Genomic DNA, 25,874 nt, shown 5'->3' on the forward strand with positions numbered 1-25,874 from the left:
GACGCTTCAATTAAAAATTATAAGAAAGTCCTAAACCAAGAGAATACGCTCCTGAACGATAAGTTCCTACAAAAGAAACCGGATTTCCATCTTCAACAAAATAATCATATGAATTATCTGTTTCTTTGAAATGAAGAACTGTAGCAGAGAAATCAATTCCTAGTTTTGGTGTAACTTTATATGTAAAACCTAAAGTTCCAGCCAACGCATCATTTCTTGGCGTTTCAGGTGCAAAATAACCATCTTGTACTGGTGAAACATCATAATATCCTCCAATACGAGCTGAGAATTTTTCAGTCGGCGCATATTGAACTCCAGCACGAATTGTACTTGAATTTTTATAATTTCTAGGATTTACAGAAGATGGAATATTAGGATCTTCAAAATCAATTACTAAACTTTTGTAAGCGCTCCAAAATGTATAATTATAATCAATTGCTGCTAACCATTGTTTATTAATTTGGTACGAAAAACCAACTGTTAATTCCGCAGGCAATGGCATAGTTGCATCAAATTTACCATCTTTATAAGTTGCTTGGGCAAAAGTTGGCATGTCATGGAAAGTCGCATCACCACCTTTAGCTTTCATGTCAATTTGAGAACGATAATTAACACCAAAAGTTACATAATCGTCTAATTTAGCTGTTAACCCTACATTATATCCCCACGCATGAACTCCTTGAGCATCTACAGTAACATCTGATCTATTCATTCCCGAATCGTCTGTCATGCTACGAGTCAAGTTTCTATTGAACTTAACACCTCCATTTACATAAATTAAACCAGCACCAATACTTACATCTTCAGTAATTTTGTAAGAAACAGTCGGTTGAATAAAGAATGATTTTAAATCAATATTGTTCACCAAATGTGAACCTTCCCAATCTTGATCCCACTCAACAGCACTTCCGTAAGGTGTATAAATTGCTAAACCTACAGAAAAACGATCGTTTACCTGATAGTTCCCATAAAAATAAAGTGGTGTACCTGTATTACTAGTTTCATTTTTCCAATTATAAGTTTTATTCTGAAATTTCACATCCGAAGTTAAAGCAGTAACACCTGCAGAAAAACTCCATTTATCTTTTAAGAAAGTTCCGTTTGCTGGATTAAAAAAGATACTTTCTGCATTCTGACCAATGACAGCAACTCCAGTGTGCCCCATCGCCAATTGCCTTTGACCTTGCATACTAATACGATATCCCCCTGCAAAAACACTTGAAGACATCAAGGTTAGCAAAGAAATTGCCATAAGTTTGTTTCTATTCATAAATTTTACATTTATAGTTTTATAATCTCAAATATATAACAAAATGTTAATCTTTTAATATTTTTAGAAAAAATTACATTTATAAAAAATATAACCGATTTAAATAAATATTCTTATTATTTTAATACGTTTTATCACAAATAAACTCATTTACTTTAATAAAAAACTCGTTAGGATTTTCGGCATGAAGCCAATGACCTGAATTTGAAACCGCTTCGATTATTGCATTTGGAAAATGCTTTTCAATTTCTACAAAATCAGATTTTTGAATATATTTTGAACGCTCGCCTTTTAAAAACAATGTCTTTCCTAAATATCTTTTTTCTTCAGACAAAGCTTCTCCAATAACCGAATCGTCATTATTGAACGCTTCTAAATTAAATCTAAACCCAAATGAATCTGGAGTAACTCGATGTACATTTTTCATTAAAAACTGAAGCGTACCAAAATCTTTAATATAGCTACCCATAATTTCTTCAATTTCTTTGCGAGAAGTTACTTTAGAAAAATCGACAGCATTCAAAGCCTCCATAACATCCTGATGATGCGGTGCATAAGCTCTTGGTGCAATATCTGCTACAATTAATTTACTTACCTTTAGTGGATATTTACATGCAAAATTCATTGCAACCTTCCCTCCCATTGAATGTCCTAAAAGGATGAATTCGTCTAATTTATTTTCTTGACAATATTCCAAAACATCCTGAACCATTACCTCGTAATTAAACACATCGGAATGAAAACTACGCCCATGATTTCGCATATCTAGTAAATGCATTTCAAATCCTTCTGCAGCAAATTGTATGGCAAGAGTTTTCCAGTTATCTGACATTCCAAGAAAGCCATGAATAATCAAAAACGGTTTTCCAGAACCTTCAATCTTAGAATAAATCATATTATTTCATTTTTTGTTGATACATTCGAATTACGTTTTCAACTCCCAAATACAAAGATTCTGAAATTAAAGCGTGGCCAATTGAAACTTCTAATAAATTAGGGATATTATTTTTAAAGAATTCGATGTTTTGTAAACTCAAATCATGCCCAGCGTTAACTCCTAATCCCAAATCATTAGCTAATTGCGCAGCTTTTGAATAAGGCTCAATTGCTTTTTCGTTTCCTAAACCATATTGATGTGCAAATTCTTCTGTATATAATTCAATTCGATTGGTTCCCGTTTCTTTAGCTCCTTCAATCATCTCTAAAACTGGATCCACGAAAATTGAGGTACGAATTCCTTTTTTCTGAAACTCAGCAACTATTTCTTTTAAATAACCCTGATGTTTGATTGTATCCCAACCTGCATTTGAAGTCAAAGCATTTACAGCATCCGGTACTAAAGTTACCTGAGTTGGTTTACATTCAAAAACCAAATCCATAAAGTTATCCATCGGATTTCCTTCAATGTTATATTCGGTATAAACAACTTTTACCAAATCGCGGGCATCTTGATAACGTATATGACGTTCGTCTGGACGTGGATGAATCGTTATTCCTTCTGCACCAAAAGCCTGAACATCAGATGCAAATTGTAATAAATCAGGTACATTTCCGCCACGAGAATTTCTCAAAGTGGCAATTTTATTTATGTTTACAGATAGTTTCGTCATTATTAATCATTTTATTACAAAAATACAAAGTAAATATGAAGGGTAATTAGTATATTTTTAATTATTTTGCAGTAACAAAATTGGACTTATGGAATCTATTCAAGAATTCATTATAAAAAACAAAAAATATTTTAATCTAAAGACTATATTTTCTGATGCTGTCGATGTATTGATAAATGAAAACCTAACCCATTTTCCGGTTGTAGAAAATGGTATTTTCCTAGGTAATTTATCAACTAACGACGCAGAAACTTTTCCTCAAAAAAATGAGATCGGAGATGCAAGAGCATTATTTGAAGTTTTTTTTGTTAGAGAAACTAGTTTTTGGTTTGAAGTTATAGAACTCTTTTCTAAACACGAAACGAATATCATTCCCGTTTTAAACAAAAGCAATAAAGTAATTGGTTATTACCTTTTTGACGATGTGATTCCTTATTTCAACGAAACTCCATTTTTGAAAGAAATAGGAACAACAGTTATCATTGAGAAAGATATTTATAGCTATAGCATCAGTCAAATTTCGCAAATATTTGAGGTTAACAATTCAAAAATTTTAGGTATAATTATAAGTGAAGTTACTGACAATACAGCTCAAATTATTATAAAAGCAACAACAATTAATATTAATGAAATCATTCAATCTTTAAGAAGATATGAATACAATATAATTTCAGAACATATAGAAGATTTATTTTTATCCGATTTAAAAGATCGTTCTGATTATTTAGATAAATATTTAAACATATAAATATGAAGTTTGCCATTTACGCACAAGTTTACAAACCAGCGAATAATGCAATTGTAAAATCATTAATCCAATCCATTCAAAACAAAAAAGGTCAAATCAGTTTTGAGTTGAATTATTACAATGAATTGATTAAAGAAAAAATCATTGAACCGATTTTTGAAACATTTACCAATCATATTGATTTAGCTGATGACACCAAATTTTTTGTAAGTATTGGTGGTGATGGTTCCATGTTACGTGCAGCAAATTTTGTAAAAAGTAAAAATGTGCCGATTGTTGGAATAAACGCAGGTCGTTTAGGTTTTCTTGCTAACGTTCAACAAGATGCAATTTCAGAATTGATACCATTATTGTTCGAAAACAAGTATACACTTTCTCGAAGAACCTTATTAAAATTAGATTCACCTGAACCAAGTCAAACTCCGTTTGAAATCAATTTTGCATTAAACGAAATAACAATTTCACGTAAAAATACTACTTCGATGATAACTATAGAAACGTATATCAACGAAGAATTTTTAGCAACCTATTGGGCAGATGGAATCATCATTTCAACACCAACTGGTTCAACCGGATATTCATTAAGTTGTGGCGGACCAATCATCACTCCAGACTCAAACTGCTTGGTAATCACACCCATTGCACCTCATAATCTAACTACACGTCCATTAATTATAAATGACAGAAGTAGAATAAAAATGAAAATCTCTGGACGCGAACCTCAATTTTTATTATCTATTGATTCTGAAACAGCTGCAATGGACAACGAAACCGAAATTGAAATTTCGCTTGCACACCATACCGTTAATATGGTTGAATTTCCGGATGTAACTTTTCTGAGAACGCTGAGAAATAAATTACTTTGGGGAGAAGACAAAAGAAATTAATAGAAAATAATTCTAATTTTTTAGCGTTATACTAACTAAATAATTAATTAATTTCAATTTTGAAAATAACAATTATTGATTTACATTAGTATATTTGCAAATTAATAGATACCTATGATTCGAAATTTAATAACATTTTTTGCTTTGGCAATGTGCGTAAATTCAAACGCACAAATACATGAAATCGGAGTAACCATAGGTGGCGCAAATCACATTGGTGATATTGGCGCTACAAATTACATAGCACCAAAAGATTTAGGATTTGGAATTCAATACCGTTGGAACAGAAGCCCAAGACATTCTTGGAGAGCTTCGTATACCTATATGGGAATATCCGGCAAAGATGCAAAATCTGACATGGGGAGCAGAAAATTAAGAAATTTAAGTTTCGAAAATAAAATACACGAAGCTTCATTAGGTATTGAATTTAACTTCTTTGAGTTTGATCTTCATAACGAATGGTTTGCCTTCACTCCATATATTTATACAGGATTGGCAGGTTTTAAATTCGATGAAACCTATTTTAACAAAACCAACACACAAGTTAAATACGGAAATGGTTATTCAATGGCAATTCCTATTCATGTTGGAGTAAAAGCATTAATCGACAAAAGATTTGTATTAAGTGCTGAGGTTGGAGCTAGATATACATTTACAGACAATTTAGATGGAAATCATCCAAAAGATGCGAATTATTCATCAAACCAATTCGGAAACACTTTATCGAAAGATTGGTATGTTTTTACAGGACTAAGCCTTTCATATACATTTGGAAAAAACCCTTGCTACTGCGCACCTAATTAATGAATACAGAATTTAAATTAAATAAAGAAAAGTTACCAAAACACTTAGCAATAATCATGGATGGTAACGGAAGATGGGCTAAGAAAAATGGATTTCTAAGAACAATCGGGCATGAAAACGGAGTTAACACCGTTCGAAAAATCGTAGAAGCATGTACTGAATTTGGGATAGAATATCTAACTTTATATGCGTTTTCGACAGAAAATTGGAACCGACCAAAATTTGAAGTTCAGATGCTTATGAAGCTTTTAGTTAAGTCTTTAAAAAAAGAAATTAAAACCTTCACTAAAAACAATATCCGCTTAAATGCAATCGGAAATTTAGACAATCTCCCATCAGAAGTTCGCAAAGAATTAACAGAAGTTTTAGAAAAAACGAAAGAAAACACAAAACTAACTTTAACACTTGCATTAAGCTATGGCTCTAGAGAAGAGCTAGTTTCAGCTACAAAAGAGCTATGTAATAAAGTTAAAAATAATATAATTTCAATCGAAGATATTGACGAATCCATTATTAATAATCATCTTTACACTAAATTGATGCCTGATGTAGATTTGGTTATTAGAACCAGTGGTGAACAACGAATTAGTAATTTTTTATTATGGCAAATTGCTTATGCTGAGTTGTATTTCACTGAAGTTTTATGGCCTGATTTCACTAAAGACCATTTAATGGAAGCGTTACAAAATTATCAAGATAGAGAAAGACGCTTTGGTAAAACAAGCGAACAATTAAAATAAGTAAAACAAATACCAATGTTTCATAAAAGCATAAAATATCTAATTCCCCTTTGCATAGGAATTGTATCTCAAGTAAATGCACAAGAAATTGTAACAGAAACAGAAATTTCTGAAAATGTTATAAACAGAGAAGATTACGGAGTTAGAACCTATAAATTGGGTAACATTACAGTAACTGGAAATGTTAAATACAACGAACTTACTATCTTAACTTTTACAGGTTTGGAGAAAGGTCAAGAAATTAACATTCCTGGAGAAGAGATTCCCGATGCGATAAAAAAGCTTTGGAAACTTAATTATTTTAGCGATATTAATTTTTATGAAACTTCTATAGTTGGTGATGTAATTAACCTAGAACTTAATCTAAACGAACTTCCACGTTTAAATGAGATTACATTAAATGGCTTAAAAAAAGCAAAAAAGACTGAAATCTTAAAAGATTTAGATATCAAACAAGGAGCTGTAATTAACGACAATTTAATTACAACTACTAAAAACTATATTCAAAACAAATATAAAAAAGATGGTTTTTTCAATTCGAAAGTTGACATAAAAACGGTTGATTCTGGAGACGGAAAAACTCAAAACATGATTATCGATTTTGATAAAGGCAAGAAAGTTAAAATCGAATCAATCAATATCGAAGGAAATTCAAAGTTAACAAACGCTCAGATTAAGAAAGCGATGAAGGAAACAAAAACACGTAGTGTATTGAATCCTAAACGTATCTTTAAATCGTCTAAGTATATTGAAAAAAACTATAAATCAGATTTAAATAGTGTAATTGATAAGTACAAAGAAAACGGATATAGAGACGCCCAAATTGTAGAAGAAAAAGCAACCTATAATCCAAAAACAAATCGTGTAAAAATCGACCTTAAAGTTGAAGAAGGAAACCAATATTACATTGGAAACATCCGTTTTGTTGGAAACACAATTTACCCAGACCGTCACTTAAGAAACGTTCTTGGAATTAAAAACGGTGATTTGTATAATGGTGTTTTACTTCAGAAAAAAATTGCAGATCAATCAAATCCTGATGCATTCGATTTACAAAACGAATACCACAATCATGGATATTTATTTGCACAAGTAATTCCTGTTGAAACTAGAACATATAACGATACCATTGACTATGATATTCGAATTATAGAAGGTCCACTTGCTCGTTATAATAACATCACAGTTACTGGTAACAACAAAACACATGATAATATTATTTACAGAGAATTAAGTACAAGACCAGGTCAAATCTGGAGTAAAGCAGATGTTATTGAAACTATTCGTCGTTTAGGTGGAATGGGAATTTTTGATGCTGAATCTATCACACCTGATGTAAAACCAGATCCTTATGAAGGAAAAGTAGACATCAACTGGGACGTAACCGAAAACGGACAAAGTCAAGTTGAGGTACAAGGAGGTTATGGTGGTGGAGCGCTTATTGGTACTCTAGCTTTATCATTCAACAACTTTTCAGCACGAAATGTTTTCAACAAAGACGCTTACAAACCTTTCCCAATGGGAGATGCTCAAAGAATGTCTTTAAGAATTCAAGCAAGTACATATTACAGAACATTTAGTGTAAGTTTTTCTGAACCTTGGTTTAGAGGTCGTAAACCAATTTCATTATTTGGATCAGTTTCTCATAGTAGACAATTTGCATACAATTACAGCAACTACAAAGTGGATCGTTCACAAGGATTAAACATCACAAGTGTGAACTTTGGTTTCGCAAAAAGATTAAGTGTTCCTGATGATTTCTTTACCGTTTCTCATTCAATTGGGTTTCAATATTATGATTTAAATAATTATGATTATGGTTTATTCAACTTTAAAAACGGTAGTTCAAAAAACCTAAGCTATAATTTCAATTTAACTAGAGATAGTAGAGGTCAGAACCCGATATTTCCAAAATACGGATCATTGTTAAGTTTTGATGCTAAATTAACACCTCCATATTCTTTGTTTAATAAAATAGATTATGGTAACTTAGGCAACGAAAGAGAGTACAAAGTTAGAACTACTCAAATTCAAACAAATCCTAAAACAGGTGCAGATATTCCAATCGGAACGTATTTAGACAAGCAAGGATTACCTGTAGCAAATTGGGAAGATGCAGCACCTAATGAAGAAAAAATCGATCAAAAACGTTTTAATTGGTTAGAGTATTATAAAATCAATTTGAAAGCAGAATGGTATTCTAATTTATTTGCTGATTTAGTTTTAAAAACATCTGGACAATTCGGATTTTTAGGAGCTTATAATCAAGGTAGAGGTTTAATTCCTTTTGAAAGATATTATTTAGGAGGAAGTGGAATGATTAATTATTCAATGGATGGTAGAGAAAATATTGCATTGAGAGGTTACCCAGACAACTCTTTATCCCCAGTAAATTCAAATGGTGTTGATATTGGTGGAACTGTGTACAATAAATTTGCCCTAGAATTACGTTATCCTATAACACTTAAACAATCTATGAGTGCTTACGTATTAGGATTCTTTGATGCTGGTGCTTCTTATGCGTCATTCAAAAACTATAATCCGTTTAAGTTACAACGTGGAGCCGGAGCCGGAGTACGTGTACACATGCCAATGTTTGGTCTTTTAGGAATTGATTTCGGATATGGATTTGATAAGATTCCTGGAACAAATCAAAAAGGTGGCTATCAAGTACACTTTGTCTTAGGGCAACAGTTCTAATGGCACAATATTTGAAAAATAACATTTATGAAAAATTTTTTAGTTTCGATTCTTTTTCTTTCAGTTAGTTCATTTGTTTTCGGACAGAATGGCAAAACTGCTTATGTTGATATTTATCATATATTAAAAAAGAGTCCCGAATATACCGAGGCAAATTTGGAACTAGAAAAACGTGTCAAAGATTGGCAATCACAAATCAATAAGAAAAAAGCAGAAGTCACAAAAATGAAAGATGCTTTACTAACTGAACGCGCATTGTTAACAAGTCAGCTTATTGAAGAAAAAGAAGATGAAATCAGAATGGTTGAATCAGAACTTAATACGCTTCAACAAGAAAAATTTGGCACAGATGGTGATTATTTCAATCAACATCAGAATATATACAAACCTATTTTAGATCAAATTCATACGATAACAAATGATATTGCTGCTAAAAAGAAATATGATGTAGTCCTAGTAAAAGGAGATGGCAACACCATGCTTTATGCAAACAAGCGCAATGATATTACGGATCTTGTATTAAAAGAAATGGAGCGTAGCCGTACTCGTGGTAAATTATCTAAAAAAGAAATTGCTGATTTAGAAGCACAAGATAAAATTGCCGAAAGTAAAGAAAGACAACGTAACAAAAGAGATGAATTAAGAGAAAGACAAAAAGATATTGAATCAGGATTATTAAATCCATCAAATACAAACGAAAATAACCGCGAATCAAATCCGATTGGTCCTACTGAAACAGATGCTGAAAAAAGAAATAGAATCAACCAAGAACGAATCGCTGAAGCTAAAAAGAAACAAGAGGAAATTAGAGCTGCACAACTTGAAAAGATTGAAGCTCAAAAGTTAGCAATAAAAAAGAAACAAGAAGAATTAAAACTTGCTCGAGAAAAAGCAGCACAAGATGCATTAGATAGAAAAAACAATATTGGTCAAAAATCTAACAGCACTCAAAATTCTCAAAAAGAGATGACGGAAAAGCAGAAAGAAATGATGGAAGCTCGTCTACAAAAAGCTAAAGAAGCAAAAGAAAAAAGAGACCAATTGTTAGCCGAACGAAAATTAGCTGCTCAAAAACGCCAAGAAGAGGCTAAAAAACTTCAAGAAGAACGTATACAAAAAATGAAAGAAGATAAAGAAAAACGTTTGAAAGAATTAGAAGAAAGAAAGAAAAATAATTAAATATTAAATCAAAAACAATTAAATAGTACGATTAAAATGAGAAAATTAAAAAGTTTAGTAATTGCAGCAGTTTTATTTTTAGGAGTAAATTCAAATATGACAGCTCAAACAAAAGTTGCACATATTAATTTAAGTGAATTAATTCCTTTAATGCCAGAAGTTAAAGCTGCAAATGACCAAATAAAAAAATTAGCTGAAGGTTTTGATAAAGACTATAAAGCAATGACAACTGAATACCAAACAAAAGCTGAGAAATACAGTAAAGAAGCTCCAACAGCAGGTGACGCATTAAACGAAACCAGATCAAGAGAGTTACAAGAATTTGGTGTTAGAATTGAAAAATTTGAACAAACAGCACAAGCTGAATTACAAAAAAAGCAAGTTGAATTAAACACACCAATTTTAGAAAAAGCAAGATTAGCAATTCATAAAGTTGCTAAAGCTAAAGGTTACGAAATGGTTTTAGATTCAACTCCTGGAGCTGGAGTTATCATGGCAGACACAGGAGATATTTTCCAAGATGTTAAAGCTGAATTAAAAATAAAATAATATCCGTATAGATAAATATAAAACTGTCAGAAATGGCAGTTTTTTTTTATTTTTGTATTTATGAAAGAGTACAATCCCATTGGTTTATTTGATTCAGGAATTGGAGGAACAACAATTTGGAGAGAAGTAAACAAATTACTTCCTAATGAAGATACTATCTATTTAGCGGATAGTAAAAATGCTCCGTATGGTCAAAAAAGTAAAGAAGAAATTATTCATTTAAGTGAAAAAAATGTAGAGTTTTTACTTAATAAAAATTCAAAAATAATAGTTATAGCCTGTAACACCGCAACAACCAACGCTATTGATTATTTAAGAGCAAAATATAAAACTCCTTTAATTGGACTTGAACCAGCCATCAAACCCGCATCAAACCAATCAAAAACTGGCGTAATTGGCGTTTTAGCAACAAAAAGTACAATCGAAAGCGAATTGTTCCAAAAGGGCGTAAACACCTTTGAGAACACTGAAATAATCACTCAGATTGGCTATAATTTAGTTTCACTTATTGAATCTGGTCAAATAAATTCAAAAACAACAAAAAAATTATTAGAAGAGTATTTGAATCCGATGATTGAAAAAAATATCGACCAGCTTGTGTTAGGTTGTACACACTATCCATATCTGATTCCAATCATCAAACAAATAATACCTGATACAATTAAAATTATAGATTCAGGAGAAGCTGTAGCAAAACAAACAAAAAATATTTTAAACTCATTAAATCTATTAAACTTAACTAATATTCATCCTAAAAATGAATTTTTTATTAATACAGATTCATCAGTACTAAAATCTTTTTTACCTAATATAAATTCTGTTTATGAATTAGACTTTTAACAAAAAAATCTTCAAATTAATTTGAAGATTTTTTTTGTTATTGCCAACTTGAATACATGATGTAATTATTTGCGATTCGTTCGATTTCTCCTTTAAAATCGGAAGCTTCTAAATCTTTTACTTTTTTGGCTGGAATTCCAGCATAAATAGCATTAGATTCTAAAATTGAATTTTGAGTTACAACCGAACCTGCTCCGATGATTACATTACTTTTAACGATACAATTATCCATCACAATAGCCCCCATTCCGATTAAGACATCATCTTCTATAGTACAGCCATGAACAATTGCATTATGCCCGATAGAAACATTATTCCCAATTATTGTTGCGTGTTTTAAGTACGTACAATGAATAACTGCTCCATCTTGTATATTTACTTTGTTACCAATTTTTATTGCGTTTACATCGCCTCTTATTACAGCATTATACCAAACACTACACTGAATTCCGAATGTAACATCTCCAACTATAGTAGCATTTTCTGCCAAATAACAATCATCTGGAATCTTTGGAGTAATTCCGTTTATTTCTTTTATTAAAGCCATTTTATAATTAAATTAAAAAAATCCCGATAAATATCGGGATTTTATTTTATTAGAAGTTAACTGAAGGACAGCTACATTTATAACTTGAGTTTCTACATAAAAAATTAAACCCTAATGTTAATTGATGGAATCCACCCTTTTCGAATTTAACATCACCAAATTGATGAGAATAAGTATAACCTAACATCATGTTTTTATATTTTACACCAAGGATCGGAGAAACAGAATGATAGTATTGTTTTTTGGTCTCATCTGTTTTTACATATTCAGCACCGTCAAAAGCTGTACGATATGAAATACCTGCAAAGAATTGTCCGTTTGTAAACTCTTTGTACATTTTCATGTTTACATCTAACATTTTTTCGTTTGTTTTTTCAGTATATTGAAATAAAACAGAAGGTTCCCATGTAAAACCAGAATTACTATAAGTACCAAATACATAACCTGTAGAGAATAAATATTTTCTTAAGTTATCACTTTCTATATCAGAATAAATATCACTTTTTGTTGTAAAAGCATTTTTAACAGTTGCATGTGCATAAAAATCTAGATAATGGTATGACACACCAAAATCAGCCATAAAAGAAACATCCTTTTGATCTACTCCTCCATTAACTAAAGGATCAAATGTATTACCAAAACTAGATTCATCTAAAGTAGTTTGATTAACACCCGCACTAATACCAAATGAAAGTTGATTTAAATCATAATAACTTCTTGAGAAATTAATATGATGCGCGTACGTAAGTTTAGCTCCATACTGAGAATGATAACCATTTCTATCATTAAACGCAATAAAACCAACACCCGATTGTTCTCCAACTTTAGTATTAAAACTCAAAGTTTGTAATGCAGGGGATTTATCATTATCTGTCCATTGTTGACGAGCAGATAAACGAATTTTAGCACAATTCGCAGCTCCCGCCATAGATGGGTGAATTAGATAATAATTATCTGTTAAATAATCTGAATAAACAGATAGACCTTCTTGAGCTATACTAGCTTGAGAAATGAAAAGTGATGACACTAATAATAATAAAGGCTTTTTAAAAATATTCATTCGTTATCTTTTTAATGTAAAGTGACCTGTAGCTTCTTTTTGTAATCCTGTGTTTGGTTCAATATATTCAGCTTTAAACCAGTAATCTGTTGATGGTAATGGTTTGTTGTTAAACGTCCCATCCCATCCTTCACCTGCTGGACTTAATTGCTTTAATAATTTTCCTTGTCTGTCAAAGATATAAATTTTTGCTTCAGGTTGATCTTTTAATGCAAAAATATTCCAAGTATCGTTATATCCATCATTATTTGGTGTAAAGAATTTAGGATAATTCAACACATTTATAACTTTTGATGTTGCACATGCGTTTAATCCTTTTACTTTAACCCAGATAATATGTGTTCCTGGAGCAACATCTACAAAGATATTACTATCTTGATAAGCTCCTTCATCCATAGCATATTCCAATAATGTTCCTGGTGTAGCTGATGCTATAACTTCTACAACATTTGTTTCTGAGAATCCTTCACTTATTTTGATTTCATCTATAGAAACTGCCGGTGCTACTTGAACGTTTATCGTTTGTGTTACTGAACATCCTGTTTCATTTGACGTTACAGTAACTGTATAATTTCCTGCAGCTGTTGCTTCATGAGATGGTCCATTATTTGCTAATATATTACCATTTTGCATCCAAGTAAATGTGTACTGTCCTGCTGGTAATTCTGTATCCATTAAGTAACCATTTACTCTTCCTGTTCTGAAATCTGTACAAACATATCCGTTTGGTATTGGTTCAAAACTTGGAGCTTTACTCATTGTTACAAAGAACTGAACTGTTGCAGTACATAATTCCTCATTATCTAAATTAAACACTTCTGCAATTACTAACTGAGGATTACTTGTTATCGGGAATTGCGTTGATGATGATGCATTTCCTGCGTTGTAATTCGCCCAAGATGAATAATATCTCACTCCTAAATTTCCTGTTAAATTTTGTGTAGAGATAATTCCTGCATTCAATGTTGTGATATCAGCTGGTCCAAATCCATCATTTACACCATCTGTATCACAGAATGCTAAACTTACTGATGGTGGATATGCAAATACTTTTTCTTCAACTTTTAAATCTAGAGATGCTATTGAATAACATCCTGTAACTCTATGTTGAACTCGCACCCAAATTGTCTGTAAATATGCTGCTGCATTCGTATAAATATAAGGAATCGGTGCTGCTCCTAACAATGCTGCTGTTTCAGTTACATAATAACGAACATCAAAATTCGCTGGGTTTTGATTTCCTAAAACTTGTGGATCTTTATCGCGTAAGTCAAAAGTATAAATTCCGTCTGTATTCAATTCACATGCTAACAATGGCGTTAATGTTCCAATTGTTGGTAAAGAATTTACTATCAATTGTAATGGCACAATTACAAAACAACTTTCTGATAAGATAGTTGGTGTATTTGACACACGAACGTAAACTGTCATTGATCCTGTTAAGAAATCTTCTGGTGTACCAATAGCACCAACATTATTTATCGCTTCTTGTTCTGTTATAAAATATTTATATGTCAAAGTAGCGTTTCCATTACTTAGGTCTGGTTGTGCTAATCTTAAATCAAAGGATGCCTCTCCACTTCCTAAAGCTGTTTCACATTTTTGTAAAGCTGTTGGGGTTAAATTTGGTTCTGGTAATGGCAATACACGAATTGTCAATGTAGTATATGAAAAACATCCATGCATATTCTCTACTGAAACCCAAATTGTTTGTGGATTTGATGTATTTACATATGAAGTTGGATTGGTAATATGATTAAATCCTGCTTTTGCTTCTGCTTCATTTGTATAATATTTCAATGTTACTCCAAAAATTTGACCTTGCGTAATTTGACCTTGTCTCATTGTTAAGTCAAATGTTGTTTGTCCATCATTTGGTAAGCCGTTATCACACAATGCAATTGGTGATGGTAATCCTAATGGTAACGGTGTATTTACTACAACATTAAAACTTTTCACCTCAAAACATGACGTTGGATGTGCTGCATTCTGAACTCGTACCCAAATCGTTTGTGGATTTGATGTATTCAAATAAGTTTCTGGATTTGCAATCCAATTGGTTCCAACATTTGCTAAAACTAATGATGTAAAATAACGTACTTCATAAGTTCCTGGTATAGTTTGCGCTGCTAGAATCAATGGTGTTTGTTGTGCTAAATTGATCGGCGTTATTCCGTCAAATAAATCAGCATGAACATCACATGTTACTACATCTGGTAAAACTACTGGCATTTTAGGTGAAACTAATAAACGGAAAGTCACTTTGTAAACAGAGAAACATCCTGTTTGTGGATTTGTTGCTCTTACCCAAACTGATGGGTTTGATGGCTGTAAGTTATTATATGCTTCTGGTCCTAAAATAGGTAATACATTATTTTGTGCATTAGCTTGTGTTTCGAAATATTTCAATTCATATGCTGGTCCTCCATTTAAAAACTGCGCATTGTAACTTGTTAAATTTATTGTTCCAAAACTTGAATCTGTATTACTACAAACATCAATTGGTGCAATTGGAATATTCAATACTGGTATTGGTGTTACACGAATATCCATAGTTGTTGTTGTAAAACAACCTGTGCTTAAACGCTGTACACGAACATGTAAAGTTTGAACATTTTGTACAACATTTTGATATGGTGATGCCAATGGATTTGATCCTGAATTTGCATCTGCTAATGAATAATGGAAAGTTACTTGTAACCCTGTTTGTGAACCAGTTATTACTGGTATTTTACTCGCTAAATCAAAAACTTGGAATCCATCAAAATTATCATCACATAACGAATATGTTGCTACTGGATTTGCAACTACTGGCGTTGGATCAGTAATTAAAACTAGCCTAACAACTTTTGCGCATTCTTGTCCAATACCTTCAACTCTAACAAAAACTATATTTGAAGTTAAATTTGAATAACTCGCTGGGTTTGTAATATCATTAGTCCCTGCATTAGCATTTACTTCATTAGTATAATAAGTTACAATATAATCTAATGGATCTAAACCGTTTAAAATCTCAGCTTTTTTAGAAGTCAAATCAAAATCTGCAATCCCGTTATTATCAGAATCACAAACATGTAAAGGTGTTGGATTTGAAATATTAGGAGTTGGTTTCACTTTCAACATAATTGGCATTGTAGCGAAACATTTAGAATTAATTCGTGTTACCCTAACATAAATTGTTTGATTATTAGCAACAGTATTTTGATAAGCGCCAATATCTTGAATCTTATTAGCATTATTATTAGCATCAGCTAAAGTTTCATGATAAGTTATAAGTAAATCAGCAGGAACTGGATTCTCTGTAACTATAATTGTCGTTGGAATTAAATTAAAAACAGCAAATCCATCGTTGTTAACATCACAAACTTCTAACGGAGCGACAGGTGCTAAAACAGGCGCTTCAACAATCTGTAAAGGTTGTGTAACAATTATGTAACATCCTGTTTGCTGATTAATAACTCTAATAAAAATATCTCCTTGTGGTCCAGAATAAATCAAAGGCAAACTTGTAGCAACATCACCAATTTCAGCCTCAGCATAAGTTCTATAATATTGTAATGCGATATTAGTTTGATCTCCAACAATTGCATTTTGATTAATACTCAAGTCAAAAGTAGCAAAACCTGCTGTGTAAACTTCACATGACCTTAATACTTCTGGAGTATTAACCACTGGTAAATCGTATAAATATAAATTAAATGATTGAATTCCAAAAATTTCAACATCACTATCATCTTGTACTCTTACCCAAATTGTCTCGCCATCTGTAGCTGTATAATTTGATATAAGATTATTATCTATTGGATTTGTTTGCAATTGTGCATCCTCCTCTGAGTGATAGAAAGTAACTGTATATCCAATAATTCCGTGATAAACTAAATTTTTATATGGATTAAAATCAAATGAGTTTGGTTGCGCACCAATACATACAGACATATCTGGCAAATGCTCTAATTGTAAAGTACAATTATCTAAAGCAATAGTAAAAGATTCAACTCTTGAACATGGTATTGTTAATCCTGTAATACGAACCCAAATTGTTACAGGTTCTGTATCATTATTATCAAATAAATATGTTGATGAAATCGAATTTTCATTATTCTTAGCATCTTCTTCAGTTAAGAAATAACTAAAAATAACAGGCTCATTAGTAACGCCTTCTTCAGAATCTTTTAAATTAAAGATAGTTGAAGCTCCAATTGTTGGACAAGAATTTAGATTTTTAGGTAAATTAGAAATCTCCAACTCATCAAAAAATTCTATCAGAACTGGTTCAGGATTTTGTTCACAAGCCCCGAAAATGGCAGTAATCATCACACCATACAGACCCGCCTCTGTTACTGTATAAGTTGCTCCTGTAGCTCCTGGTATCAGTTCACCATCTTTAGTCCATTGAAACAAATATTGATCTGGATTTAAACCAGTTGATAATTCATATTCTTCTTCAGCACACATTGCTGAACCATCTACTTTAAGACGATTTTCACCTAAATTAGGCATTCCAATATCAAAACTTCCACCTTCAATAAAAACTGCAGAATCTAAGATAAAATCTGTTCTATCTTGAATAACCAGCTTGATATGATAAAGTACACCAGCCGAAACTTCTGAAGCCGCTGTCAACTTAACCGTTTGTCCACTATAATTCAAAACTGAATTTGGATCTCCTTGATTGAATGACCCGAAATACTCAACATTTTCAGATTCACAACCATCATTATATTGACTATCTCTAATTGTAACTACAGAAACAGGTATATTTGTACCAGGAAGTAAAGCTAAATTAGTAACTTCACCAGTTTCAGTATTGGTAAGAAAAAAAGCAAATGAATCTGAAAAAAAACATTGAGCTCCACCATATTCTTGAGAAGCAAATAAGAAATTAAAGCTCATCTCATCTGTAAATGGTCTAAAATCGAACTCAATCACAGAAGCATTATGATAATTTGCAGTTTCTTGAAAATAATCATTCATATAATTAGTAAGCTGAGTATCTGCAACCCAAGCGGCATTACCATTGTTTTGAGACGAAGAACCGTATGGTCCAGGCGCACTCATTGCAGCTCCAGAAGATAAAACGATTCCAGAAGCCATTGGAAAATTTGGATTTGTATTAGTAAAAGAACCAATACTATTTACTGACCCAAACTGATTTCCATTTTTCCATGTAATATTTGTAATTTCAGCACAAGGAGTATTAATTAATACTTCTGTGATTAACTCCTCAACTGTATATTGCGTTGTACTAACTGTAATTGGCTGGGAAATACCCCAAAAGCAAGACAAGAGCATACATAACAACAAGTACTTTTTCATAAATTTATACGGGTTAGTTTATTTATGGTAATTTTAAATTAAACAAATGTTAATTTTTCGTTTAAATTCCAAATATAAATAATCAATCCATATTTCTTTGTTAATTTTGAAAAAAATCTTAAAAAATGTTTAAAGTCAATATAAAAGAAACGCAAAACCCTGCAATTCTTAAATTCGAATTCCCAGATTTCTTAACTTACGGAGCTAATTTTGAATATAAAAACATCGATGAAACCGAAAATTCGCCTTTAGCCAAAAAATTATTTTACTTACCATTTGTAAAAACAGTTTATATTTCTGGTAATTTCATTGCAATTGAACGTTTTTCAATTGTTGAATGGGCAGACGTTCAAGATGCTGTTGCTGAAGAAATTGAAAAATTTATTACAGATGGCGGTAAAGTTTTAATCGAAACAGAAAATAGTCAAAACAAAAAAATCCCAGTTACGGTTTACGGAGAAACTACTCCAAATCCAGCAGTTTTAAAATTTGTCGCAAACAAAAAACTTACAAAAACTGCAATCGAATTTAAAAACATTGACCAAACTGACGTTTCTCCTTTAGCTAAAGAATTATTTAAATTTCCGTATGTAAAAGAAGTTTTTATCGATGAGAATTATGTTTCAATTTCAAAATACGATTCTTACGATTGGAACGACATCACTATTGAAGTTCGTAGTTTCATCAAAAACTTTATCGAAAATGGTGGTACTGTAATTGAAGAAGATTTGATTGTTAAAACAGAAGTTCACGAAAAAAATCAAGAAGAATACTTCGACAAACTAGATGTAACTTCTCAACAAATCATTAATATTTTAGAAGAATATGTTAAACCAGCAGTTGCTGCTGATGGCGGAAACATTTCGTTTAATAGTTATGACGATGCTACAAAACGTGTTTCTGTAACTTTACAAGGTGCTTGTAGCGGATGTCCTTCATCTACTTTTACACTTAAAAACGGCATTGAAAATATGTTACGTCAGATGTTAAACGACAACGACATTATTGTAGAAGCAAACAACGGTTAAAAATCAAACGTTCACTAAACCAAGTGAACGTTTTTTTATTTAATTCTTAAGTGTATTTTTACAACAATTATTTAATCCACAAATGAATCAACTAAAAAACGCACATTCGCCCTATTTACTTCAACATGCCGAAAATCCAGTACACTGGAAATTTTGGAACAACGAATCTTTAGAACAAGCTCTGAAAGAAAACAAACTACTCCTTATAAGTATTGGATATTCTGCTTGTCATTGGTGCCATGTGATGGAACATGAATGTTTTGAAGATTTTGATGTTGCAGAAGTAATGAACAATCATTTTGTTTCGATAAAAATTGACCGTGAAGAACAACCCGAAGTTGATGCTATATACATGAAAGCACTTCAGTTGATGACAAAACAAGGCGGTTGGCCATTAAATATTGTTGCACTTCCGAACGGAAAACCAGTTTGGGGAGCAACTTATGCCAGCAAAAGTCAATGGATTGAAGTATTAACTCAATTATCCGATTTATATAAAAATGACCCAGAAAAAATGGTCGATTATGCAGACAAACTTTTAAATGGAATTGAAATAATAAGTAACACCGATGAGTTACCTAAAAGTGAATCGTCGTTTAATTTAAATCATTTGATTCAGAAATGGAGTAAAAGTTTTGATTGGGAATATGGTGGATATGCACGAGCACCAAAATTCATGATGCCTAGCAATCTCGAATTTCTTCAAGACTACGGTTTTTTAACCAATGATAAAAACATCTTAAATTTTGTAGATTTAAGCTTAACTAAAATGGCTTGGGGTGGTCTTTTCGATACCATTCATGGTGGCTTTAGTCGATATTCTGTAGATGTAAAATGGCATATCCCACATTTCGAAAAAATGTTATATGACAATGCTTTACTTTTAAAAGTTTACTCAGATGCTTATAAACGTACACAAAACAATCTTTACAAAGAAGTTATTGAAAAGACAATTCAGTTTTTAAAAGATGAATTTTTAAATACTCAAGGTGGATTTTATGCTGCGTTCGATGCAGATTCGTTAACTCCAGAAAACAAATTAGTTGAAGGTGCTTATTATAGTTGGAAAATTGAAGAATTAAAAACAATTTTAAAAGATGATTTTAATCTATTTTCAGAAGTTTTTAATATCAATGATTTCGGCTATTGGGAAGATGATTTTTATGTTTTGATTCAAAATAAAGAACTTGATAAAATCGCAGAAGAAGCTAATATTACATTTGAAGTCTTAATCGAAAAGAAAAAAAACTGGGAAACGCTTTTAAAAACATATCGAGACAAAAGAAATAAACCAAGACTTGATGATAAAATCATAACCTCGTGGAACGGAATGCTTTTATCTGGATTAGTTCATGCAAATAGTATTTTAAAAGACATTGAAATAGAAGAAACAATTTATAATTTAGAATCGTTTATTTCAAATCATTTAACCAAAGAAGATTATAATTTAGGTCATGTTTACAAAAACGATAATTTATACATCGATGGTTTGTTTGAAGATTATGCATTTGTTATTCAAGCTTACATAGATTTGTATTCAAATTCTTTCAACGAAGAATATTTGCAAAAAGCTAAAAATTACACACATGTTGCTTTTGATTTATTTTATGATGTTGAAAAACATTTTTTCTGTTCACACAGAAAAGACCCAAATCTAATCATCAAACATTTTGAAATTGAAGACAATGTTATTCCTGCTTCAAATTCTGTAATGGCTAATAATTTATTAATTCTAGGGCAGCTTTTTCAAAACTCATATTTTACTGAAACTGCAAAAAAAATGACCCATCATATTCTAGAAACTATAGATTATGCATCGGCATTTTCGCATTGGTTATTAGCTTTTTTAAAAACAAAAAACACTTTTACGGAAATAACTATAATGGGAAGTGAAGTAAAGGAATATTTACATATAATCTATGAAAAATATTACCCAAATAGTTTAAAAACAGGCAGCAAAAACAAATCAAGTTTACCTTTTTTAAAAGATTACAAAATAAATCAAAACACAGAAATATATATTTGCACAAACAATAATTGTTTACAGCCTATGAAAGATTTAAACGAATTTCTTAATTATTATCAAAACATTAACAAGTAATATTTTTTTTAGACAAAAAGAAAAAGTAATTTCGGTTTCAATTTTCAAAAAAAGCTATATAAAATGAAAAAAATAACTTTTATATTAAGTACCTTAACTTTATTAAGTTTTTCAGATTCTTTTGCTCAAGTAAGCGCACAAGGTGTGAGTGGTAGAGGTACTTTAACATTTTACAGAAGTAATTCAGACAATAAACCTTCTGTAATTGGATCAGAATACATTATTGAAGAATATAAATCTGCTAAGGTTAATCAAGGTAATCAATCTTTCCAAATACGTTTTAATGCTCATAATAATGTAATGGAATACAAAAAAGATGATGAAAATCTTATTTTAATTAAAAAAGATAATACATTTATTGAGTTCTCAGACGGTAGATCTTATGAATTAATTTCTTACACAGATAAGAAAGGTAAAACTTTTGATTCATACTTATATCTTATCAAAAATGCAGGTAAAATTAGTATTTACAAATATGAAAAAATTAACTATGTAGAAGCTAGACCTGCTGTTAACACATATGACACAGGATCTCCTGCTGAATATAAAAGAGCATCAGATTCATTTTACATTAAAGTTGGAGATAAAGTTTCTGAATTACCTACAAAACAAAAAGATTATATCAAAATGTTCCCTGGTAAAGAATCAGAAATTAAAGAATATTTTAAATCAAACAAAATTAATTTCAAAGACAACGCTGACTTAACTAAACTAGCAATGTTTTTAAATTCAATTTCATAACAAAAAATCTTCCTTTTTGGAAGATTTTTTATTCATTAATTTCAGCCATAATTTCTGAAAAATAAGTCATTGAAAGTTTTCGAGCTTCTAAATCATAAACTGGGCAACTCATCATTAATTCACTACAAGGAATTTTTTCTAAGAAATTAGTTAATTCACGTTTAACAATTTCTTTTGTTCCAATAAACGAACAAGTCAACATTTGACGTACCATCGCTTCTTCATTTACAGACCAAACATTGTCCATGGAGTCAATTGGTGGTTGCATCTTTTTACGTTCATTTCTAATAATTCCTAAAAACATCATATAAAAAGAAGTAGCTAATTTTTGAGCTTCTTGCAAAGAATCCGCTACAATAACATTGATACAAGCTAAATTATAAGGTTTCTCTAAGACATCATTTACTTGAAAATTTTCTTTATAAAAATTAAAAGCTGCTTTAATTTGCCCTGGTGCAAAATGACTTGCAAATGCATACGGCAAACCAAACGAAGCAGCTAATACTGAACTTTCTGTACTTGAACCTAAAATCCAAATGGGAATATCAACTCCTTCGCCCGGAATTGCACGAACTTTAGAATTACGATTATTTGAAGATAAAAATTGCTGAAGCAAGGAAACGTTTTTGGGGAAATTTTGAGCGTTTTCATAAAAATCAGGTCGTATGTACGAAGCCGTCAATTGGTCTGTTCCTGGTGCTCGTCCTAAACCAAGGTCAATTCGATTTGGATATAAAGTTGCTAAAGTTCCAAATTGTTCAGCAACTACTAATGGCGAATGATTAGGTAACATTAAACCACCTGAACCAACACGAATTGTTTTTGTATTTGCCGCAACAAACCCAATTAAAATAGAAGTTGCAGAACTTGCTACACCATCCATATTATGATGCTCTGCCAACCAAAATCGTTCAAATCCTAATAGTTCGGCGCATTTAGCAGATTCTAAAGTTTTATCAAAAGTTTCAGCAATAGTTGCATCCTCAGTTACATAAGCTAAATCTAAAAAAGAATATTTAACCATCTTTGTTTTTTCAATAAATTTAAACTTTATAAAATAATTAATTTAAAATGTTTTCTTAAAAAAAATCATTTCATAAATTATTTCAACTTGTAAATACGTCTGTTTTTACTTACTTTTAATGAAAATCAAAATATAAAAATGGATTTATTTTTACTTACTTTCGCAGCACTTTTTTCAGTGATAAATCCACTTGGAAGCGTTCCGATTTTTCTTGGTTTAACTCAAGATGATTCAAAAGAGTCTAAAAACAAAACAGCACTTTGGGCGGCTATAAATGTTTGTATCATTTTAATTATCTCGTTTTTTATTGGAGAATATGTCTTAAAATTCTTTGGAATTAGCATTGATGTTTTACGAATCGCCGGTGGAATTGTTATTTGTACTTCCGGTTTTGGATTACTTTCGGGTACTTTTAGCAAAAAAAGAGGTGTGAGCAAAAAAGTTACCAACGATGCGCAACATCGAAGTGATATTGCATTGACGCCATTAGCAATACCAATGATGGCAGGACCTGGTTCAATGTCGTTACTAATCGCGATGTACCAAGATTATCCTGAATATCAAGACAAAGCCATTATTGTTGGTTCAATTTTAATTTTATCTTTAACTGTTTTTTTGATTTTACGAAGTGCAAACTTTTTATCGAAATTTTTAGGAGCTTCTGGAATTGTAGCTATTTCAAGAATCATAGGTTTCTTGGTTTTAGCAATTGGAGTTCAGTACATTGTTAATTCGTTAGTTGCAATTTTTAAAATATAACAAAAAAAGGTTTCTAAATTTAGAAACCTTTTTAATTTATTATTCTTGAGGTAAGAAAATTTCGGCTAACATACAACGAGCACTTCCACCACCACAAGCTTCAATCGTATCTAGTGATGAATGTAGGATTTCGCAATGTTTCTCTATCGCTTGAATCTGACCTTTATTTAAACTATTATAAGCTTGTGTACTCATAACTAAATATTTCTTATTATCAGCACCTAAAACCTGAAGCATATTTCCAGCAAAATTATTTACTTGATCTTCGGTAATATAAATAATTTCTTTCCCTGATTTTTTTAGATGATCTAAAACGATTTTACGTTCTTGTTTATCATCAATACAATCTGCACAAATTACTGCAAATTCATCAGCAACACACATCATTACATTGGTGTGATAGATTAATTTTCTACCATCTGGTGTATCTTGATAAGCTTCAAAAATAACTGGATCAGAAAAGAATTCTTCACAAAATTCAATAATCAATTCTTCATCTGCACGTGGAGAAAGTGCTGCATAAACCTTTTCGTTCTCACGGTCTAGAATCATACTTCCTGTTCCTTCTAAGAAAATATTATCTTCTTCGGCCGAAGTATAATCAATAATATTTTCGATTTTGAAACCTTTTTCTTCTAACATATCCAAAATATCTTCACGACGTTCTTGTCTGCGATTTTCAGCAAACATCGGATATAAAACTACATCGCCGTTATCGTGAAAAGAAATCCAATTGTTTGGAAAAATACTATCTGGAGTATTTGGTTCTAAAGTATCATCAACTACAATTACATTAACTCCAACAGAACGTAATTTATCAACAAAAGCATCAAACTCTTGTTGTGCTTTTGCGTTTACAGTTGCAGGAGTTGTGTTTTCTAATACTTTTTGATAATAATTATTTACAGCCGTTTGCTCATTCATACGAAAAGCAACTGGTCGTATCATTAATACAGAATTGGTTATCTGACTCATTTTAATCTCTAATTAAGGGTAAAGTTGAACAACGTAATAAGCCTTCTTGTTTTGAAATTTCTGCATACGGAATTTCCTCAACAACAAAACCGTTTTCACGAAGCCAATTATTTAATCGTGTAAACTTCTTTTCCGAAACTACAACATTTTTATCAATTGAAAAAACATTTGAAAACATATGATACATTTCTTCTCTATCGATGTGAAAAAGATTTTCTATACCAAACAAATCAACTAAATATTGATAATCCGCTTCATCCAGAAAACCTTCGCGATGAATAATTGCTTTATTATCTCCTACAGGTTGAAAACAACAATCTAAATGTAACGCATTATCTCTTGGTTCAGTTCTCGACTTACTTAAGTTGAACTCTTTTACAATTTTATTCGGAAACAAATTCTTGATATATTCAACTCCATGCATATTTGTACGAGCAGTAATATAATCTTTGTAATCAGAACCTTTGTAAGTTCCGATAAAAATATAATCATTCCAAAGCATAACATCACCTCCTTCGATATGAACTTCTTCTGGAGGACGAACTACTTTTGTAGGGTCCATCTTATCAATCACATAATTTACAGCATCTAGTTCATTTTCGCGATCTGGTAAAATATTAGCTTTCACGAAAATATCATCAATCACAAAACCGATATCACGTGTGAAAATTTGGTTACAATTTTCAATTATTTCAGGACGAAAAACTTTAACATCGTATTTCTGAAAAACTTGATTAAAAGCTTCCATTTCTTGAATCATATCATCTTCTGTTGGATATGTTCCGGCTTTAATATGCTCTAATGATTTAGGATCGTAAGCTTCTTCAATTGTAGGTGTAGGACCATTACTAATTGCGGTTCCTAAAACCACTGCCCTTAACCTCGAGGACTCATTTTTTACATTTAACTGTAACATAACGGGTGTTTTTTCACAAATATATAAAATGAAAACGCATTTCAAAGCATTTTTTAAATTATATATATAAATAAACGACA

21 protein-coding genes are annotated in these 25,874 nt (G+C 31.3%); 12 read left to right on the forward strand and 9 right to left on the reverse strand.

The window, feature by feature from the left end; all coding sequences use genetic code 11:
• Positions 1-10 precede the first annotated feature (10 nt).
• The 3 genes from HW119_RS02655 to HW119_RS02665 form a co-directional block, all read right to left on the reverse strand.
• Positions 11-1,270 carry an OmpP1/FadL family transporter gene (locus HW119_RS02655; protein ID WP_177761129.1) on the reverse strand — a complete coding sequence of 420 codons (1,260 nt, stop codon included), beginning with the start codon at positions 1,268-1,270 and terminating at the stop codon, positions 11-13.
• A 121-nt stretch (positions 1,271-1,391) separates the two neighbouring features.
• Positions 1,392-2,165, reverse strand: coding sequence for an alpha/beta fold hydrolase (locus HW119_RS02660; protein WP_177761130.1), 774 nt, complete (start codon positions 2,163-2,165; stop codon positions 1,392-1,394).
• A gap of 1 nt (position 2,166) precedes the next feature.
• The gene (locus tag HW119_RS02665) at positions 2,167-2,880 is read right to left on the reverse strand and encodes a pyridoxine 5'-phosphate synthase (RefSeq protein WP_177761131.1); all 714 of its coding nucleotides are present in this window, start codon (positions 2,878-2,880) and stop codon (positions 2,167-2,169) included.
• Between the two features lie 88 nt (positions 2,881-2,968).
• Here HW119_RS02665 and HW119_RS02670 point away from each other — a divergent pair, with 88 nt between their 5' ends.
• From HW119_RS02670 to murI, 8 genes are all read left to right on the forward strand, one after another.
• The gene (locus HW119_RS02670) at positions 2,969-3,628 is read left to right on the forward strand and encodes a CBS domain-containing protein (protein ID WP_177761132.1); all 660 of its coding nucleotides are present in this window, start codon (positions 2,969-2,971) and stop codon (positions 3,626-3,628) included.
• A 2-nt stretch (positions 3,629-3,630) separates the two neighbouring features.
• Entirely contained in the window at positions 3,631-4,515 is an 885-nt protein-coding gene (locus tag HW119_RS02675; RefSeq protein WP_177761133.1) for an NAD kinase, read from the forward strand.
• A gap of 114 nt (positions 4,516-4,629) precedes the next feature.
• Positions 4,630-5,319 carry a DUF6089 family protein gene (locus HW119_RS02680; protein WP_177761134.1) on the forward strand — a complete coding sequence of 230 codons (690 nt, stop codon included), beginning with the start codon at positions 4,630-4,632 and terminating at the stop codon, positions 5,317-5,319.
• Positions 5,319-6,059, forward strand: a complete 741-nt coding sequence (locus tag HW119_RS02685) for an isoprenyl transferase (protein WP_177761135.1) — start codon at positions 5,319-5,321, stop codon at positions 6,057-6,059. The genes HW119_RS02680 and HW119_RS02685 overlap by 1 nt, the downstream gene beginning before the upstream one ends.
• 15 nt (positions 6,060-6,074) lie before the next feature.
• A complete protein-coding gene (locus tag HW119_RS02690) occupies positions 6,075-8,759 on the forward strand; it encodes an outer membrane protein assembly factor (RefSeq protein WP_177761136.1) in 2,685 nt (894 codons plus the stop codon).
• 27 nt (positions 8,760-8,786) lie between these two features.
• Positions 8,787-9,938, forward strand: a complete 1,152-nt coding sequence (locus tag HW119_RS02695) for an OmpH family outer membrane protein (RefSeq protein ID WP_177761137.1) — start codon at positions 8,787-8,789, stop codon at positions 9,936-9,938.
• A gap of 36 nt (positions 9,939-9,974) precedes the next feature.
• Positions 9,975-10,487 (forward strand): OmpH family outer membrane protein, encoded by a 513-nt coding sequence (locus HW119_RS02700; protein ID WP_177761138.1) that lies wholly within the window; start codon positions 9,975-9,977, stop codon positions 10,485-10,487.
• A 60-nt stretch (positions 10,488-10,547) separates the two neighbouring features.
• Positions 10,548-11,327 carry a glutamate racemase gene (murI, locus tag HW119_RS02705; protein WP_177761139.1) on the forward strand — a complete coding sequence of 260 codons (780 nt, stop codon included), beginning with the start codon at positions 10,548-10,550 and terminating at the stop codon, positions 11,325-11,327.
• A 37-nt stretch (positions 11,328-11,364) separates the two neighbouring features.
• Here the strand turns inward: murI and HW119_RS02710 are convergent, their stop codons facing one another.
• From HW119_RS02710 to HW119_RS02720, 3 genes are read right to left on the reverse strand one after another with little or no spacing between them, the layout of a single operon-like run.
• Complete coding sequence (locus HW119_RS02710) at positions 11,365-11,874, reverse strand: gamma carbonic anhydrase family protein (protein WP_177761140.1); 510 nt, start codon at positions 11,872-11,874, stop codon at positions 11,365-11,367.
• A gap of 49 nt (positions 11,875-11,923) precedes the next feature.
• On the reverse strand, positions 11,924-12,934 hold the full coding sequence (locus tag HW119_RS02715) for a type IX secretion system membrane protein PorP/SprF (protein WP_177761141.1): 1,011 nt from the start codon (positions 12,932-12,934) through the stop codon (positions 11,924-11,926).
• A gap of 3 nt (positions 12,935-12,937) precedes the next feature.
• Positions 12,938-18,250 (reverse strand): choice-of-anchor L domain-containing protein, encoded by a 5,313-nt coding sequence (locus HW119_RS02720; protein ID WP_177761142.1) that lies wholly within the window; start codon positions 18,248-18,250, stop codon positions 12,938-12,940.
• A 125-nt stretch (positions 18,251-18,375) separates the two neighbouring features.
• Between HW119_RS02720 and HW119_RS02725 the strand changes: the two genes are divergently transcribed.
• From HW119_RS02725 to HW119_RS02735, 3 genes are all read left to right on the forward strand, one after another.
• On the forward strand, positions 18,376-19,278 hold the full coding sequence (locus tag HW119_RS02725) for a NifU family protein (protein ID WP_177761143.1): 903 nt from the start codon (positions 18,376-18,378) through the stop codon (positions 19,276-19,278).
• Between the two features lie 82 nt (positions 19,279-19,360).
• On the forward strand, positions 19,361-21,379 hold the full coding sequence (locus tag HW119_RS02730; protein ID WP_177761144.1) for a thioredoxin domain-containing protein: 2,019 nt from the start codon (positions 19,361-19,363) through the stop codon (positions 21,377-21,379).
• Positions 21,380-21,442: 63 nt separating this feature from the next.
• Positions 21,443-22,120 carry a hypothetical protein gene (locus HW119_RS02735; protein ID WP_177761145.1) on the forward strand — a complete coding sequence of 226 codons (678 nt, stop codon included), beginning with the start codon at positions 21,443-21,445 and terminating at the stop codon, positions 22,118-22,120.
• Between the two features lie 28 nt (positions 22,121-22,148).
• Here HW119_RS02735 and HW119_RS02740 read toward each other — a convergent pair whose 3' ends face one another.
• On the reverse strand, positions 22,149-23,144 hold the full coding sequence (locus HW119_RS02740; RefSeq protein ID WP_177761146.1) for an LLM class flavin-dependent oxidoreductase: 996 nt from the start codon (positions 23,142-23,144) through the stop codon (positions 22,149-22,151).
• 138 nt (positions 23,145-23,282) lie between these two features.
• Here HW119_RS02740 and HW119_RS02745 point away from each other — a divergent pair, with 138 nt between their 5' ends.
• On the forward strand, positions 23,283-23,903 hold the full coding sequence (locus HW119_RS02745) for a MarC family NAAT transporter (protein WP_177761147.1): 621 nt from the start codon (positions 23,283-23,285) through the stop codon (positions 23,901-23,903).
• 39 nt (positions 23,904-23,942) lie between these two features.
• Here the strand turns inward: HW119_RS02745 and ctlX are convergent, their stop codons facing one another.
• Together ctlX and HW119_RS02755 are read right to left on the reverse strand one after the other, a co-directional pair.
• On the reverse strand, positions 23,943-24,878 hold the full coding sequence (gene ctlX, locus HW119_RS02750) for a citrulline utilization hydrolase CtlX (protein WP_177761148.1): 936 nt from the start codon (positions 24,876-24,878) through the stop codon (positions 23,943-23,945).
• A gap of 1 nt (position 24,879) precedes the next feature.
• A complete protein-coding gene (locus HW119_RS02755) occupies positions 24,880-25,794 on the reverse strand; it encodes a dimethylarginine dimethylaminohydrolase family protein (RefSeq protein ID WP_177761149.1) in 915 nt (304 codons plus the stop codon).
• Positions 25,795-25,874: the final 80 nt, after the last annotated feature.

It is taken from the genome of Flavobacterium sp. I3-2, from assembly GCF_013389595.1.
GTDB lineage: Bacteria > Bacteroidota > Bacteroidia > Flavobacteriales > Flavobacteriaceae > Flavobacterium.